The sequence below is a fragment of the Psychrobacter maritimus genome (assembly GCF_904846345.1).
GTDB lineage: Bacteria > Pseudomonadota > Gammaproteobacteria > Pseudomonadales > Moraxellaceae > Psychrobacter > Psychrobacter maritimus.
On sequence record NZ_CAJHAJ010000014.1, the window covers coordinates 20,739 to 38,532 of the forward strand.

General features: G+C 41.7%; 14 protein-coding genes. 8 read left to right on the forward strand and 6 right to left on the reverse strand.

Annotated elements, in window-relative coordinates; genetic code table 11:
• The first annotated feature begins 76 nt into the window (after positions 1-76).
• From JMX50_RS12655 to dcd, 3 genes are all read left to right on the forward strand, one after another.
• Complete coding sequence (locus JMX50_RS12655) at positions 77-502, forward strand: hypothetical protein (protein WP_201629921.1); 426 nt, start codon at positions 77-79, stop codon at positions 500-502.
• Between the two features lie 23 nt (positions 503-525).
• The gene (locus JMX50_RS12660) at positions 526-1,656 is read left to right on the forward strand and encodes a DUF2804 domain-containing protein (RefSeq protein WP_201629922.1); all 1,131 of its coding nucleotides are present in this window, start codon (positions 526-528) and stop codon (positions 1,654-1,656) included.
• A gap of 175 nt (positions 1,657-1,831) precedes the next feature.
• A complete protein-coding gene (gene dcd, locus JMX50_RS12665; protein WP_149489812.1) occupies positions 1,832-2,407 on the forward strand; it encodes a dCTP deaminase in 576 nt (191 codons plus the stop codon).
• A gap of 134 nt (positions 2,408-2,541) precedes the next feature.
• Here the strand turns inward: dcd and JMX50_RS12670 are convergent, their stop codons facing one another.
• The 6 genes from JMX50_RS12670 to JMX50_RS12695 all read right to left on the reverse strand — a co-directional run bounded on the left by JMX50_RS12670 (position 2,542) and on the right by JMX50_RS12695 (position 8,949).
• Positions 2,542-2,985 (reverse strand): ClpXP protease specificity-enhancing factor, encoded by a 444-nt coding sequence (locus JMX50_RS12670; protein WP_201629924.1) that lies wholly within the window; start codon positions 2,983-2,985, stop codon positions 2,542-2,544.
• A gap of 128 nt (positions 2,986-3,113) precedes the next feature.
• Entirely contained in the window at positions 3,114-3,728 is a 615-nt protein-coding gene (locus JMX50_RS12675) for a glutathione S-transferase N-terminal domain-containing protein (protein WP_201564753.1), read from the reverse strand.
• Positions 3,729-3,924: 196 nt separating this feature from the next.
• The gene (locus JMX50_RS12680; protein ID WP_201625718.1) at positions 3,925-4,638 is read right to left on the reverse strand and encodes a cytochrome c1; all 714 of its coding nucleotides are present in this window, start codon (positions 4,636-4,638) and stop codon (positions 3,925-3,927) included.
• Positions 4,638-5,858 (reverse strand): cytochrome b, encoded by a 1,221-nt coding sequence (locus JMX50_RS12685; protein ID WP_372829985.1) that lies wholly within the window; start codon positions 5,856-5,858, stop codon positions 4,638-4,640. The genes JMX50_RS12680 and JMX50_RS12685 overlap by 1 nt, the downstream gene beginning before the upstream one ends.
• A 7-nt stretch (positions 5,859-5,865) precedes the next feature.
• Positions 5,866-6,450 (reverse strand): ubiquinol-cytochrome c reductase iron-sulfur subunit, encoded by a 585-nt coding sequence (gene petA / locus JMX50_RS12690; RefSeq protein WP_201564749.1) that lies wholly within the window; start codon positions 6,448-6,450, stop codon positions 5,866-5,868.
• A 549-nt stretch (positions 6,451-6,999) separates the two neighbouring features.
• Complete coding sequence (locus JMX50_RS12695; protein WP_201625719.1) at positions 7,000-8,949, reverse strand: ATP-binding cassette domain-containing protein; 1,950 nt, start codon at positions 8,947-8,949, stop codon at positions 7,000-7,002.
• Positions 8,950-9,108: 159 nt separating this feature from the next.
• Here JMX50_RS12695 and JMX50_RS12700 point away from each other — a divergent pair, with 159 nt between their 5' ends.
• From JMX50_RS12700 to JMX50_RS12720, 5 genes are all read left to right on the forward strand, one after another.
• The gene (locus JMX50_RS12700) at positions 9,109-9,420 is read left to right on the forward strand and encodes a SlyX family protein (RefSeq protein ID WP_227671066.1); all 312 of its coding nucleotides are present in this window, start codon (positions 9,109-9,111) and stop codon (positions 9,418-9,420) included.
• Positions 9,421-9,652: 232 nt separating this feature from the next.
• On the forward strand, positions 9,653-10,846 hold the full coding sequence (locus JMX50_RS12705) for an OmpP1/FadL family transporter (RefSeq protein WP_201629928.1): 1,194 nt from the start codon (positions 9,653-9,655) through the stop codon (positions 10,844-10,846).
• A 398-nt stretch (positions 10,847-11,244) separates the two neighbouring features.
• The gene (locus JMX50_RS12710) at positions 11,245-12,558 is read left to right on the forward strand and encodes an OmpP1/FadL family transporter (RefSeq protein WP_201629935.1); all 1,314 of its coding nucleotides are present in this window, start codon (positions 11,245-11,247) and stop codon (positions 12,556-12,558) included.
• Positions 12,559-13,039: 481 nt separating this feature from the next.
• A complete protein-coding gene (locus JMX50_RS12715) occupies positions 13,040-14,392 on the forward strand; it encodes an OmpP1/FadL family transporter (RefSeq protein ID WP_201629947.1) in 1,353 nt (450 codons plus the stop codon).
• A 290-nt stretch (positions 14,393-14,682) separates the two neighbouring features.
• Positions 14,683-17,535, forward strand: coding sequence for a transferrin-binding protein-like solute binding protein (locus tag JMX50_RS12720; protein WP_201629941.1), 2,853 nt, complete (start codon positions 14,683-14,685; stop codon positions 17,533-17,535).
• The last annotated feature ends 259 nt before the right edge of the window (positions 17,536-17,794 follow it).

Sequence of the window (17,794 nt, forward strand, 5' to 3'; positions counted from 1 at the left end):
AATGGCTTTTATTGATAGCAAAATAGCCTAAGTATGCAAAACTTGAATGCTTTTAATTTTTAGAAAAGGGAATATTGTGAGCTTATCGATTTATCAACGTTATTTAGACAATGTTCCCAAGCAGTATAAGTTATTAAAATTATTCCGTCCGCCGATATACGTGATTGAACTCTCAAACAATCAACTGATTGCCGTTTGCTACTATAAAGATGGCAGTAGCAAACGCCATCAGGTTAATGCGGATTTTAGCAATCGCCGACTGGTGATTGCTGATTTTTCGCAAGCAGTACAAGCCATGACTGATTTATTGCTTAAGTTTCCCAAGCATGCATTTGCATTGAATGGCTTTGCAGTAGCGAATGTAACCGAAACGCTAGCAGATGGGTTGACCACGATAGAGATTAAAGCCATTAGAGAGGCAGTTTGGGCAGCATCAGGACAGGCAAAAAGAAGAATCATAAGTACCGCAGTCAGCTACCAAGGACAGGTAGTCTCGCAATGAATTTTGGCTAGGATGCCGTAAAAATGAAGCAAAATGATAATAACCAACCTATCGCTAATCACTTTAGACCAGTTGAACTTGACCAGCTTATTCAAAACGGTCAACCTACCTTTGGCGTATTTGCGAAAGTTAAGAGCATCAATTATCTGGACTATCACAGTCATCTTATCTCGCAAAAAGCGCTGCCCAACTGGCGTAAAGCGCTTAAAGCCAACCAATTCTGCTTTATTCAAATTATTCAGCCGCCGTATCGGGTCTGTTTAGCATTGGCGACCATTAAGCTCGCAACCAGTGCCTTTGTCTATCTCTACAATGATGAGACTGGTGAGCTGGAGGTTTGTGAAGCCTTGCAACCTTTGACTCGGCAGACGCATTTAACAGGTGATTGCTATCAAGGGAAAATGGCATTTACTCATGCCAAACTAACCCTTACTTTAGATTTTACGCCATCGCAGATTAACGTTGTGCTAGACAGTCAAAACCTTGTACTCAATGCAACCTTAGCAAGGCAATCACAGCCACTTGCTATCTGTACACCAACGGGCAGGCGAGGTTGGACGTACACCCAAAAAGAGCCATTAACCGCTGTATCTGGGCATTTATGCATTAAAGAAAATTCAAAATTTAACGCTGATGTTGCTCATAATCCTGACTCTCTCAATTCTCCCGATGCTAAAGCTAAACAAATAGACTTTACTGATACCACTAGCGCCAATCTAGATTGGACGCTTGGCTATATGCGTCACAAGACCAATTGGTTTTGGAGCTGTATTAATAGCTATTTGCCAGATGGTCGAAATTTTACCTTGAATTTATCAATGGGCGTCAATGAAACGGGCGCCAGTGAAAATGCGTGCTGGCTTGATGGTCAGATAGTTTATCTGCCGCCCGTGATGTTTATACGTCAAGATTTGGATACACCCGCGCAGAATACGTGGTGTATTTATCATCAAAACCTCGGCTGGAGCAAGGTTGATATTGATTTAACCTTTACGCCGATTACTGTCTATAAAAAGACCGATAACTTCGGTGTGCTTGCCAGTATCTTTGAGCAATGGCTTGGATTATATAGTGGGGAGATTCGCTTAGGAGATGAGGTCATTAAAATTGATAAGGTAATGGGCTTAGCAGAAGATCATTTTGCTAAATGGTAGTGTAGTGAGCTTAGCTTGTTAGTGGCAGTAAGACATTTGCTAGATATTGAATAGCATGCTTTATTTTAAAGTCATTGTGGCTCTATAAATTGAGTCGCCAATTCCGTATAATCGTCGCTATCGAAATACGGTATCATAACCACTATTAAATATTTGCTTTTGCTAAGGAAGAACAATGTCTATCAAATCTGACCGCTGGATTCGTAAAATGGCCGAAGAACATGGCATGATTGAACCATATGAGCCAGGTCAAGTACGCTTTAATGATGCAGGCGAGCGTTTGGTCAGTTATGGCACCTCAAGCTATGGTTATGATGTGCGCTGTGCCCCTGAGTTTAAAGTTTTTACCAACGTGCATTCGGTCGTCGTTGACCCTAAAAACTTCGATGAGAAAAGCTTTATCGATATCGTTGGTGACGAATGTATTATTCCACCAAACTCGTTTGCATTGGCGCGTACGATGGAATATTTCCGCATTCCACGTGACGTATTGACCATTTGCCTCGGTAAATCAACCTATGCACGCTGCGGTATCATCGTCAACGTAACGCCGCTTGAGCCTGAGTGGGAAGGGCACGTGACGTTAGAATTTAGTAATACCACCAATTTGCCAGCACGTATTTATGCCGGCGAAGGCGTGGCGCAAATGCTGTTCTTCCAAAGTGATGCTGATGACGTCTGCGAAACCAGTTATAAAGACCGCGGAGGTAAATATCAAGGCCAACGCGGTGTAACTTTACCTAGAACTTAGGCGTCTAGAATTTAAGCGCTAAGAATTTAAGTGTTTTAGACTGACAATAAAAAAGCCAGCATATTTAATATGACTGGCTTTTTTATTGTTTTATAATTTGGCTATTTCAAAGTCGATTATTTTTTTAAAGTCAATTATTTTAAAACTTTTAGACCGGCTTTATTATCACGTTTGGGCTTAGGCGCTGCAACGTTGGTTTTAGAGCTGCTACTCGCAACAGTGTCCTGTTCAGGTTCATAATTGTCATATTCATTTGGGTCAAAAAACATCCCTTGCGAATTTTCTTTGGCATAAATGCCCATTACCGCCGTTAGTGGCACCCAAATCTCTTGTGATACCCCACCAAAGCGCGCACTAAAGTTAATGTAGTCATTTCCCATACTCATATTACCGGTCGCACGACTGGCGATATTGAGCACGATACGCCCATCTTGTACATGTTCTCTTGGAATCTGTACGTTGTCGGCAGTGGCGTCCACCATCAGATACGGCGTGAGCGCATTGTCTTCTATCCATTGATATATCGCGCGCACCATATAAGGACGGGTTGGGGTAATAGAGGTGGTTTCTTCGCTCATCTTTGGCTTCCTATACTGAGGATATGAAATAATAATTAAAAAAGAATTGACGGTAGAGTGTTCGTTATAAAAAAGTCGTTCATGCTTAATTATTGGTTATTTTAAGGTAGCACTTTGCTATTGTCTAATTAGCGCACGCTTTTTTGAAAGCTATCACGCTCAAAAACCCGTTTTTGATAATCAAATAGAGGACGACTGATAGCGCGCGGTAGCTCAATGCCCATTTCTTCCAACCGCCATAGTAGAGGCGCTAAGAGCACATCACACCAGCCAAATTCATCTGCCATAAAGTAAGGTTTATGGGCAAACAGTGGTGATAAAGTAATGAGTGAATCGCTCAGCTGTTTTTTGGCCATGGCAGCTTGGGCTTTATTGAAACTGTCTGGATGCATCAGCAGGCGTTTACCGAGTACCAGCCAATCGCGTTGAATACGCCATGCTAATTGGCGGAATTGCGCGCGCTCTTGCGGCGTCTCAGGCAATAGCTTATTGGCATGGTAACGCTCTTCAAGATACTCAAAGATGACGTTAATCTCATATAGCGCAATTTCCCGCTGCTGCAAGACAGGCAGGGTATGATAGGGGTTGAGCTCTGTCAAATCTTCAGGACGCTCAGAGTGTAAACGTGATAAATAATAGGCAAGCTTTTTTTCTTCAAGTAATAGACGCACCACATGACTGTCGTAGCCGTCATCAGCGTATAAAATCAGCTGACTACTTGGAATGTCATTCGCATCAATCATGAAAGCCTAATATGTTAGTAAAGCCTGTTATCGTAAACAATGTGGCTCTGTTTATCAAGGTAGCGTACGTAAACATTAGGGGGCAGCCTTGCTATCAGCTAATATTTTAGTGTCTAACGGTTTGTCAAAGAATAAAAAAAGGCACTACCGAAGTAGTACCTTTTATATGATGCAGTCTTAGTGTTTAATACTTAAATTATTTTACGTCTTTCCAGAACTCTTTGTTCAATAAGTAAACTGGAATTAGTAATACTAATAAGAATAAAATCACAAAGAAACCAATCACTTGACGGTCATGACGAACAGGCTCAGCCATCCACGCCATGAAGTTAACCAAGTCACCAACCTCAGATTCAAACTCATCGGCACTCAGCTCTTCTTGCATATTATGCAAGACGTGAGGCATCGCAGCGTTGGCAAGCACTAAGTTATTAGCGCCCCAAGGACGGCTTGGATCTTCATAAAATGACAACAGGTACGTATATACCCAGTCATCACCGCGCAGACGTGTCTCAAGAGACAAATCTGGAGGAGCCGCGCCGAACCATGATGCTTGTACTTCAGGGTCAATTTCAGCATTGATATGATCACCGATTTGATCGGTGGTGACCATCAAATACTTCTCAACCAGCTCAGGTGGTATCTCTAAATCTTTAGCAATGCGCGAGTGGCGAACGTACTGTGCGGAGTGACAACCGGCACAGTAGTTCATAAAGATTTTCGCGCCGTTTTGTAGCGAGCCTTTATTGGTAAAATCAATAGGGGCTGTGCTACAAGCTAGGTGTTCTACCACACCGTCAGCATTGGTGAAAGTACCGCAGCCACCGCCTGCTGCCAGTGCGCTACCAGCAGTCAAGGTTAATGCCGCGCCTAAGCCTAGACCAGCTAGGGATTTAATTAGCGTGCTCATTAGTGACCTCCGGTAACGCGTTCTGGTGGCTGTTTACACTTCTCAATGGCAGTGTAAAACGGCATCAATAAGAAGAACAAGAAATATAGAACTGTGAATATACGTGACATGATAGTCGCCGTTGGGGTTGCAGGTGTTGCACCCAAGTAGCCTAGTACGACAAAGCTAATCGCAAAGATAGTAAGCGCAATCTTAGACAAGATGCCTTTATAACGTATCGAGCGTACTGGAGATCTATCGAGCCATGGGATTAAGAACAGTACGGCAATCGCACCACCCATCGCAATAACACCACCAAGCTTATCAGGAACTGCACGTAAGATGGCATAGAAAGGTGTGTAGTACCATACTGGCGCAATATGCGCAGGTGTTTTTAGCGAGTTCGCTGTCTCAAAGTTTGGTGGCTCAAGGAAGAAACCGCCGCCTTCTGGGAAGAAGAACACCACTGCAAAGAACAAGATAAAGAAGACAACAATACCCACCATATCATGCACAGTGTAGTACGGATGGAATTCAATACCGTCTAATGGTACGCCATTCTTATCTTTTAGCTTCTTAATGTCGATGCCATCAGGGTTGTTCGAACCAACATGATGTAGCGCCACTAAATGCATAAAGACTAAGCCCACAAGCACCAGCGGAATCGCAACCACATGCAAGGCAAAGAAGCGGTTTAGGGTGATACCTGAGATAATATAATCACCACGTACCCATTCAGCAAGACCATCACCAATCACAGGCAGTGCAGCAGGTAGGTTTAAGATAACCTGTGCGCCCCAGAATGACATGTTGCCCCAAGGAAGTAGGTAACCGAAGAAACCTTCTGCCATCAATGCTAGGTAAATACCCATACCGATGAGCCAAATAAGCTCACGTGGTTTTTGGTATGAACCGTATAGCAAGGCGCGGAACATATGCAGATATACCACGACGAAGAACGCTGATGCGCCGGTCGAGTGCATATAACGGATGAGCCAGCCACCTTTAACATCACGCATGATGTATTCAACAGAGGCAAATGCCCCTTCGGCACTTGGGTTGTACATCATCGTCAGCCAAATACCAGTGACTAACTGGTTGACCAGTACCACCATTGATAACACGCCAAAGAAATACCAAAAGTTAAAGTTCTTTGGTGCATAGTACTTTGACATATGATATTCATAGGTTTCAGTCGCAGGAAAACGCGCGTCCACCCAATGCATTAACTTTTTACCCATGCTCATATTAAGCCTCCCCAATCGTCAAGATGGTACCATCCACGTTGTACTCTGGGACGGGTAAGTTAAGCGGTGCAGGTACACCACTATAAACACGACCCGCTAAATCATATTTAGAGCCATGACATGGGCAGAAAAATCCACCGTACCAATCATTACCACCTAAATCGGCTGCGCCAACATCAGGACGGTAGTTTGGTGCACAGCCTAAATGCGTACAGACGCCTTCTACCACCAATACTTCTGGCGAGATAGAGCGTTCAGGATTTTTACAGTATTCAGGTTGCAAAGATGCATCAGAATCGGGGTCAGATAATAGTGGCTTTACTGATTCAAGCGTGGTCAGCATCTCTTCAGTGCGCTTGACCACAAAGATAGGTTTACCACGGTATTTGACGACAATCATTTGTCCTGCTTCGATAGAACCAATATCTTGGGTCACTGCCGCACCAGCAGCCTCAGCTTTAGCGCTTGGGGTCCAAGAACGGACAAAAGGTGTTGCCACAGCAGCTACCCCAGCTGCACCAATTACGGCAGTCGAGGCAATAAGAACTCTACGACGTTGTACGTTAACGCCTTCGGCATGGCTCATTAAAACTTCCTCCAGGTGAATGAAATGGGATTATCCCACACTGGGTTTGTGGCTTAGAAAAATTACAATTATCAAGCCACGTTAGCTGTGCCTAATTTTGCTAATTGTTGCTATTCTAAGCTATTTCGGTCATAAAATAAATTATTGTGTTAAAAATAAAGCAACCTTGATAGGGCACGCTACAACGTTAAACCAGATAATGGGTCTAAAAGACCTTACTTATCAATGTTTAACAGATGCCTGTATGCAACAAGGCTTATAGGAATAATGACCTTATAATTAATAAGGATATTCAGCAATAGCGAATGATACTTGAAATTCAGACAATGTTCACTAACTTTCAGCACATCACTACTGTGTAAGTAGCCGTTGGCTATTTATTTCTACTTACTAAAATGAAATACTTATAAATCGCTCTACCTTTAATAGTGCATTTTAAATAAGATATCTATTAATATGATAGATATTAAAGGTATAACCATTAAAGGTAAGGGCGTCATGATTCATACTAAGCTTGTAGTGCTTTATTTTTTATACTAACTATAAATACTAGCTCTCAAGAGTATGCCAGCGCTCAAGCTTAGTCATCATCTCATCTTCGATGACCAATAAACGCTCACTGGCGGCAGTCGCGGCTTCAATATCTTTGGTAAACCATGACCCGTCAGCCAGCTTTTCTTCTAGCTGAGTTTGCTCAGCTTCAAGCGCGGCGATTTCTTTCGGTAAATTATCAAGTTCACGCTGCTCGTTATAGTTGAGTTTTTTAGCAGCTGTATTAGGCTTTGCGGCAACCGTAGCTTTATTGCTAGATTTGCTATTGGCAGCATTATCGCTAGACGATTTAGCATTCTTAGCCTTTGCTGCTTCTTCACGGTTCTTTTGTACCAAATATTCTTGATAGCCACCGACATACTCTTTGACCACCCCTTTGCCGTCTTCATCAGTATCAAACACCCAAGTAGAGGTGACAACGTTGTCCATAAATGAGCGGTCATGGCTAATCAGCAGGATAGTACCGTTAAAGCTACTAACAGACTCTTCTAATAGCTCCAAGGTTGCCATATCCAAATCGTTGGTTGGCTCATCGAGTACCAGAATGTTAGCAGGCTTTAATAGCTGCTTGGCAAGTAATACACGGTTACGTTCACCACCTGATAGGGCTTTGACTGGCGTACGTGCACGTTCTGGGGCAAATAAGAAGTCTTGCAAATAGCTCATGATATGCGTCTTGCGCCCGCCAACTTCGACAAAGTCTGAACCTTCTGAGACGTTTTGTGCGACACTGGCTTCTAAATCTAGCTGATCACGCAGCTGATCAAAAAAGGCAATTTTCAGATTAGTGCCAAGCTCAACTGTACCTGTTTTGGTGACTTCATCGTCAGACATATCGAGTAGGGCTTTAATGAGCGTGGTTTTACCAGCGCCGTTGGGACCCACGATACCAATTTTATCGCCGCGCATAATCATGGTGCTAAAGTTATCGACCAAGACGTTGCCATCATATTCCAGATGCAAGTTTTTAACTTTACAGACCAGCTTGCCGCTTTTCTCGCCTTCACCCATGGTGATATTGACGTTACCGACTTGCTCACGGCGACCACTACGCTCTTCGCGCAACGCTTTTAGCTCACGGACGCGACCTTCGTTACGGGTACGACGCGCTTTGATACCTTGGCGAATCCAAACTTCTTCTTGTGCCAGTTTCTTATCAAAGTTAGCATTATTTTTTTCTTCAGCAAGTAGCTGCTGCTCTTTTAATTCTTGATAACGCGCATAACCTTTTGCGCCTTGGGTCACGTCATAGCTTGTTAACTGACCACGGTCAAGCTCAACGATACGCGTAGCAAGCTTATTCACAAATGCTCTATCGTGAGTCACAAATAATAAAGTCAAACCTTGCCAATCTAATAAGAAGCGCTCTAACCATTCGATACTTTCAACGTCTAAATGGTTGGTTGGCTCATCGAGCAATAGCACGTCAGGCTTAGTAACCAGCGCACGTGCAAGTAGTACGCGGCGTTTACGACCACCAGAAAGTGAAGACAAGTCATCTTCAGGATCGAGTCCCATGGTCGTAATCAGACGGGTTGCATCGCGCTCTAAATCCCAGCCATGTACCGCATCGATATCATGCTGCAAGGTTGCCATATGCTCGCAAGCGTCCATATCGCCGTTGGCACACATATCGACTTGCTTATTATAGTTAATGAGCAAATCAGCGGTACGGCGGCTACCGCCCATCACGATGTCCAAGATACGACCGCTGGTTTCAGGGACGTCTTGCTCTAGCATCGCAACACGCATGCTGCTATTGGTGATAATCTCACCGCTGTCAGGCTGCAATGAGCCGTTAATCAGTTTAAATAAGGTGGATTTACCTTCGCCATTGCGGCCAATCAAACACACACGCTCGCCCGCATTAATCGCAAAATCAATACCGTCAAGAACAGGAGCGACGCCAAAGGCTAAGTGAATATCTTTTAAATGTATCAATGCCATAGAATATCTTAAGCTTATATAATAGTGAGGTAGGGGTTGTTGCAAAATTGCTAGCAGTATAACATGCTGCCACCTAACTGTAGTATGCGTAAATGCATTTATAAGCACTATTTTATAACGGTTATTTTAAATGGTCATGGGTGAGATTTGACAAAGGTCATGACTACATTATCTGGTATTGAGAAAAATATGAATGAACTGAATTCGATAGATAGCAAACCTTCCAATAGTCAAGCTAAGCTGTCAGATACCCAAGCGGATTTACAAGCACAGGTTATTGAATTACAGATGAACCTGTCTCATCTTGAGGTTACCGTAGAACGGCTTGATGAGGTCATTACGCGTCAAGACAGAGATATCCAAACCTTGCAGCGACAGGTGCAGTTTATCTATAAACAAGTCGAAAGCCAAGATGGAGAGGGCGGTGTGGCGCCGTTTGATGTTGTGGCAGATAGACCGCCACACTATTAAGTGGAAAAACACCTCTTACTGATAAGCCGTCTGATGGGCTGTTTATGATAAGCGTATATGTGTGTTTTTGCATAAATACACCGTACGATGACTATTGAGTCATATTAGAGAAATAATGTGTTTTTAGGTTGTCTTAATGTAAAAAAAACATTAGTATCCTTCACCTTAGATACTGTCTACCTAACAAAGTTCGGTGTAGCGGTAAAACAATGTGGATGTTTGGAGATACACGATGGGCGCAAATTTCAATCTAAAGACTCTTACGGTAGCTTTGGCTGCTCTTTCTGCAGCTAGTATCGCTAGTGCGGCAGGTCTTGATCGTTCAGGTCAAGATATCACGGCATTTTTACAAGATGGCACCTATGCCGAAGCGGTTTATACTTATCTAGATGCTGATGTGAGTGGGAAAGATTCTTCAGATAACAAAATTGATGATATCGCAGAGTCTTATGACTTCTTTCGTTATGGCGTAAAAGCAGATATCAATGAGACCTTTAGCATTGGTGTTCTATATGATGAGCCTTTTGGCGCCGCAGCTGATTATAGTGGCAAAAATGATTTTATATCTCATGAGCCAAATCCTAGTTTTGGTGGATTTATACAACCAAATGGTGAGTCGACTAACGTTGAAGTGCGTACTGAAAGTATCACAGGTATTCTTGGTGCAAAATTTGGTGAAAACAAAGAATTCCAAGTATATGGCGGTCCAGTAGCTCAACGTGTTCAAGCAGATGTGAAGTTGCGTGGTAAAGCATATGGTCAAGCAGATGGCTATACTACACATATTAGTGCTGCTCAAGATTATGGTTGGTTAGCAGGTGTTGCTTATAGTAAACCTGAGATCGCGTTACAAGCAGCCCTCACTTACCGTTCAGAAATCGATCATACCTTACCAATTTCTGAAACGTTTCCAGCTTTAGCTCTTAAGCAAATGAATCCAACAAGAGTTGGTGAAATTGAAATCACAACTCCCGAATCTGTAAATTTTGATTTCCAGACAGGTATCAATCCTACTATGTTAGCGACGGCTAAAGTACGCTGGGTACCTTGGAGTGATTTTGCTATTGTGCCACCTCTTTATAATCAAGCTAGCAATTTATCACTAGTAAGCTACGATAAAGATCAATGGTTAGTAGAATTAGGCTTAGCCAAACGTTTAACCCCAGCACTAGCAGTGACTGGTAATATCGGTTGGGATAGTGGTGCCGGTAATCCAGTTACTTCATTAGGTCCTATTGAGGGTTATTACAGCGCGGGTCTAGGGGCAAAGTATAACCTTACTGAAAACTGGGCTGTTTCTGCTGGTGGCAAATATCTCTGGTTCGGTGATGCTGAAGGTCAAATACCAAATAAAAAAGTGGTTAGTAACTTTGAAGACAATGATGGTTTTGCCCTTGGTATGAAGCTATCTTATCAAGCTAAGTAAAACTGAAAATTACTAATATTGATATAAGTTATATTTTTTAGATAAAAAGACGACCTTAAATAGGTCGTTTTTTTTATGTTTAAAATAAAGAAAAATACAATAATCAATACCTTTTAATTTGAGAATAAAAACCTATGTTTTCCGATTTAAGTTCGCCAATAATATTAATTAGAAATTACTGATTGTATAGTAAGTAAACTATTGTTTATTAAAGTAATTTAATGTTTTGTACCGCTCAGTCATTAACAAGAAATAAAGCGTTTTAATTGTTGTTTTAGTGTCAGAAAGTCATTACTATTCATTTTAGGACATCGTTTACATAATCATATATTTTGCGTAACAATGCTAAATGTTGATTATTACAACGATTTAACAACGAGGATGTTTGGAGATATACAATGCGCGCTACTTTTCACTTAAAAACCCTTGCCGTAGCGATAGCTACTCTTTCTGTAGCCAGTATGACTAACGCTGCAGGTCTTGATCGCTCAGGTCAAGATATCACTGCATTCTTACAAGATGGCACTTATGCCGAAGCTGTATATACCTATATCGATGCTGATGTTAGTGGTTATGATAGCTCTAATAATAATCCTCTTGATAATAGCTATGTACGTGGTAATGCTACGGGTGATATCGCCGAATCTTATGATTTCTTCCGTTATGGTGTAAAAACTGATATCAATGACACTTTTAGTATTGGTGTTTTATATGACGAGCCATTTGGCGCTGCTGCCAAATATGAAGGTGATAACAACTTCGTTGCAAATACTAATCCTGCTCAATCAGCAGGTGAGTTTGCAAATGATGAAAAGCCTAGCGGACCACTAGGTAATGCAGTCATAGGGGCTGAAGCAACGACTGCAGGGCAGGGTACTAATGTTGAAGTTCGTAGTGAGAACCTAACTGCTATTCTTGGTATGAAGCTTGGCGCAGATAAAAATTTCCAAATTTACGGCGGTCCAGTTGCTCAGCGTGTACAAGCTGATGTGAAATTACGCGGTCTTGCTTATGGTCCCGCTACTAGTTACACCTCAAATATTAACCCAGATCAGGATTATGGTTGGTTAGCGGGTGTATCTTATAGTAAGCCTGAAATCGCTTTAAAAGCTGCTTTGACGTATCGGTCTGAAATTGACCATAGTATGAATATATATGAGAGTTATCCTCTAGCTCCTTTATTAAGTGGTGGTACACTTCCATCTACTCAGAATACTATTATGGAATTAACTACTCCTAAGTCAGTAAACTTCGACTTCCAAACAGGTGTTAATCCTACAACACTAGCCACAGCAAAAGTACGCTGGGTACCTTGGAGTGATTTTGTAATTACTCCCCCTTTATATAATGCAGCTAGTACAAGCGCAGCACGCCCCAATGGTTTAGATTTAGTAGAATATGAAGATGACCAATGGCAGGTAGAGCTTGGTCTCGCCAAGCGTATTGCTCCAGCCTTAGCGGTAAGTGGTACTGTTGGCTGGGATAGCGGGGCTGGCGATGTAACAACGTCACTAGGTCCTATCGATGGCTATTATAGTGTTGGTTTGGGCGCTAAATATAACGTCACTCCCGAATGGGCTGTATCAGCCGGTGGTAAATATCTATGGTTCGGCGATGCCAAAGGTCAATTGCCAACTCAAAAATTGGTTGGTGATTTCCAAGACAATGATGGATATATCGTTGGCGTAAAATTGTCTTACCAAGGCGAGTAATTAAGTTTTCTATCGTTAATTAGAGATACTAATGTTCATAAAAGCAAAGCAGCCATATAGGCTGCTTTGCTTTTTTTATACTTATATGTTTAGAAATTAATATAAAAAATTCCTCTGACTAATATGTCTAATACATAATTTTCTGATTAAGACGTACTGATATCATAGGTTTGAGTCGTACCAATTTATATTTTTTTTTTAGTAAAGACTCTATCGGCTTTAGCCTATTTCTTTAAAGTTCAAAAAGGGAGTTGCTATAAGACTCAACTTTAATTATGATACTTAAATCGGTTACGTTATCTTACATAGCTGTAATGTCTGATGTTTAGGAAATGTGAAGATCGAGTCATCGATTCTTACTTCTAAAGATTTAGTTCAAAGTCGTTTGGCAAAGGATTGCACAGCATCAGCTGAAGTTACTGATATAAGACATATCATAACCAAGCTATTTGCCAGTTATTATATTCATGGAGGATATCAAGTGTCTCAAAAATTCCCTATCTCTAAACTTACTCTCGCTCTTATTACTCTGTCGGCTGCATCATTGACGCAAGCTGCTGGTCTTGATCGTTCTGGTCAAGATATCAAAGGCTTTTTTAATCCCGGAACCTATGCAGAAGTTGATTTTGCTTATATCGATACCAAGGTATCTGCTCATGACAATGCGGGCAATAAATTTGGTATAACAAATACTGAAGCTGAATATGTTAAAGGTAAGAGTACCGGTAATGCTACTGATGATACCTATAGCTTTATGCGTTATGGTGTCAAAACGGACGTCAATGACAATATAAGTATTGGTGTCTTTTATGATGAGCCATTCGGGGCAGAGGTAGAATATAAAGGTGATAGTAATTTCGTATCAAAAGTAGGTGAAGAAACGCTTATCACACCTAAATTCAATGGAATAGGTGCTGAAAACGAAAAAATAAACTCTGCAATAACAGACCCTGATTATAATAAAAATACCAATGTTAGTGTTCATACTGAGACTTGGACCGGTTTGGTTGGTTACAAGTCTAATGGTTTCCAAGTATTTGGTGGCCCAGTAATGCAAAAAGCAAAAGCGGACGTACATTTGCGAGGTAAAGCCTATGGTCCGTTAACAGGCTATGATGCTAACGTTAATGCGGATACTGATTACGGCTGGGTTGCAGGTCTTGCTTATAGCAAACCCGAAATAGCGCTTAATGCTGCTTTAACTTATCGTTCTGAAATTGAACATAAAACAGATATCGCTGAGAGAGTTCCGCTTTTAGATAGTGAATATAAAGGCCTTGTTCTTTCTCAGATTCCAGGAAGTGCTGGATATGATATCCAAGCCAATGCGACAACTGAGGCGACAGTTACCACACCTGAATCAGTAAACTTAAATATACAGACAGGTTTGAGTGAAAAGTATCAATTATTAGGAACGCTTGATGTTCGCTGGGTGCCTTGGAGTGATTTTTCGATTGTTCCGCCTTTATATAATGTATTCTCAAAGGCAGCTGTACCAGAAGGTTTACCATTATTATCCTACGAAAAAGATCAGTGGAAGGTCGATGTTGGTTTAGCTAAGCGATTTAATGAAAAATTGGCTGGTTCAGTTGTTCTCGGCTATGATTCTGGTGCTGGAGACCCTGTGAGTTCACTTGGTACCATTGAAGGTTTTTATAGTATTGGTGGTGGCATTAAATACAATGTCACACCAGAGTGGGCAGTATCTGTCGGCGGCAAGTATCTTAAGTTTGGGGATGCTACTGGACAGTTACCTAATGGTAGTATCGTCAGTAAGGCTGAAGACAATGATGGTTATATTGCGGGCGTAAAAATCTCTTACCAAAGTCAGTAAAATTGCATTTGATAGTATTATTTTGAATAAAGTTCTTAAAAAGCTTATCTAGTGAGTTAGATAAGCTTCACTAATGACTATTATCTATCTTATTGAGTACTGAATTAATACTCATAGAAATGTTTAACCTCTCACAAATGAACGTTTGCGTCATTTTTTTATCAACAGCAGTCAGCTTTTATGAATTGACTTTGTAAACTAAATTTGGTTATCTATAGCTCTTATCTAAACACTAGTAGTACAAGTAGTAGATAAAGGAATATCAATTAATCATCCATGGAGGAAGAAGAATGTCACCTAACCGTAATTCAATCACGGCTGTATCGACAGCTAAAAAATTCAAAACCCCGCTAAAAGCCAGTGTAGTACTCTTAACATCAATGATCCTCGCCGCCTGTAATACGACTGATGAGCCTTCTTATAATCTTGGCGATGTATTTGAAACAATAACGCCGACTCCGACTCCGACTCCGACTCCGACTCCGACTCCGACTCCAACGCCGACTCCAACGCCGACTCCAACGCCGACTCCGACTCCGACTCCGACTCCGACTCCAACGCCGACACCAACACCAACACCTGCGGATTATAGCTCTGCAGCAGAAACTAAATTATCAGGTGCACAGCATCTTTCTGTGAATACAGGAGCGATTGCAGGGGTAAAAGAAGTAACCACACGTACTTTTGATATTCGTAGCGTATCCGATGCCGATGCCCGCGCTGATGAAGCTTTGACAGGAATTGTTCAAAAACCAGTAGCAGTTGCCTTATCTGGTGACAATGATGTTGACACCGGAAGTGGGTTTAAATCTCATCAAGGCAAAGGCAATGTGCTGGGTGAAGACGACCTAACTTATACCTCAACCTATAAAGATTTCGGTACTGATGGTGCACTCCGTATCGCCCATGTTGATGGTGAGGTGAATGCATTAGGAAATCAAATCCCAGTGGACGGCGTATTAGTCATTGGTAATAAAACAGCAACTCTACCGGGTGAAGGTAAGTTTGAATATACTGGCGATGCCACCAATCGTAAAGTAGGTTCAGGGAATGCCATTGAGTATGGTAGCTCAGAATTTACAGCTGATTTCGTTGCGAAAAAAGTCGATGGTAAGCTAAGCTTTACTAAAGCCGGCGATATTGCACTAGGTGCTGATATCAATGGCAACGAATTCACAGGTAAAAAGGGTGAGTATAATACTAATGGTGCCTTCTACGGTAAGGACGCCAATTATATCGGTGGTATTTATGAAGGTAATGGTTCGCAAGGTACCTTTGGTGCTGAGAAAAACGCAGCTGTAACGCCAACACCGACGCCAACACCGACGCCGACACCGACGCCAACACCGACGCCAACACCGACGCCAACACCTGCGGATTATAGCTCTGCAGCAGAAACTAAATTATCAGGTGCACAGCATCTTTCTGTGAATACAGGAGCGATTGCAGGGGTAAAAGAAGTAACCACACGTACTTTTGATATTCGTAGCGTATCCGATGCCGATGCCCGCGCTGATGAAGCTTTGACAGGAATTGTTCAAAAACCAGTAGCAGTTGCCTTATCTGGTGACAATGATGTTGACACCGGAAGTGGGTTTAAATCTCATCAAGGCAAAGGCAATGTGCTGGGTGAAGACGACCTAACTTATACCTCAACCTATAAAGATTTCGGTACTGATGGTGCACTCCGTATCGCCCATGTTGATGGTGAGGTGAATGCATTAGGAAATCAAATCCCAGTGGACGGCGTATTAGTCATTGGTAATAAAACAGCAACTCTACCGGGTGAAGGTAAGTTTGAATATACTGGCGATGCCACCAATCGTAAAGTAGGTTCAGGGAATGCCATTGAGTATGGTAGCTCAGAATTTACAGCTGATTTCGTTGCGAAAAAAGTCGATGGTAAGCTAAGCTTTACTAAAGCCGGCGATATTGCACTAGGTGCTGATATCAATGGCAACGAATTCACAGGTAAAAAGGGTGAGTATAATACTAATGGTGCCTTCTACGGTAAGGACGCCAATTATATCGGTGGTATTTATGAAGGTAATGGTTCGCAAGGTACCTTTGGTGCTGAGAAAAACGCAGCTGTAACGCCAACACCGACGCCAACACCGACGCCGACACCGACGCCAACGCCAACGCCGACGCCAACGCCGACGCCGACGCCGACGCCGACGCCGACGCCGACGCCGCCAGTTAATCCAGATGCTAAAGTAGATACTGAACTTACTGGTTTCCAGAGTAATACGCTAAGTAGTAAAAAGTTCTTAACTCTTACGGAAGATGCGATTGGTTATGCAGAGATACGTAATGACAAATCTGACTTTACAGAGACTGTGACTGTAGATGGATCTAAGGTTCCTGTAGACAATCAATTAGGAGATAACTTTACTGGTTACGATAAATTCTTTGCCCGTGCTGATATGACCAAGCCTGACTCTGTAAAACAGAAGGTTCTTGTCAATATAAGTGGAACTAGTGATTCAGAGTATGGTAATGGTTTTAAGCTTCATACTGAAAACACAAAAGTTCAAGGTCCTGTAGCATTAGATCTAAACTATTCATCTGTTTATAAGAACTTTGATACACAAATGAAAACGCAGATGCAAATTGGACATGTATATGGAGATCCAAAGTTAGCTACAACAGACTTGGCGCGTGTATCCACTGTCTACGTACAAGGCAATGGTACAAACCTTGAAGATATGCAGTACATGAAAGACTTGGCAAAGTACAATATTGATAACAATATTAATGATGGTATGGTAGCGTATGCTGGTGTTGCTACTTATATGGAAAACCTACATTTAAAAGAGGGCAAGCGTGGCGGTCCAGTCGTTAATGGAACCTCGAAGTTCGATGTTGACTTCGTTAATAGCAAACTTGAAGGAACATTGACATTTGCAGATGGCGATTATAAATATATGCCTACTGATAATAAGATTAATATCAATGCAGATATCAGCGGCAATACCTTTGCTGGTAATGTAAATAATATTGATACCGCAGGTGGTTTCTATGGCGAGGATGCTAAATTCTTAGGCGGGGTTTACCAAGAAGCGTTAGCTCAAGGCGGTAAGGGTGCTCAACCAGGTGAAGGTACAACTTTCCAAGGAACCTTTGGTGCCGAAAAGCAATAAATAACTTAACCATAAAGACTTAAATATAAAAAAGCGCCTTAGGGCGCTTTTTTTGTTTTCTAGATTCTTGTATTTACGAAACTTGTATAAAAAATGATGGAAAAACTAACTAGTAAGTAGAAATAACAAAAATACAAAACAGAAATTGGTACATTTTATATCAATATAATTTAAGACTACTATTTAATATGTAATATTATTGAACATAGTTCGATTATTATAATTAATTTTCAAATTGTTATTTGACTCAATCCCTGTC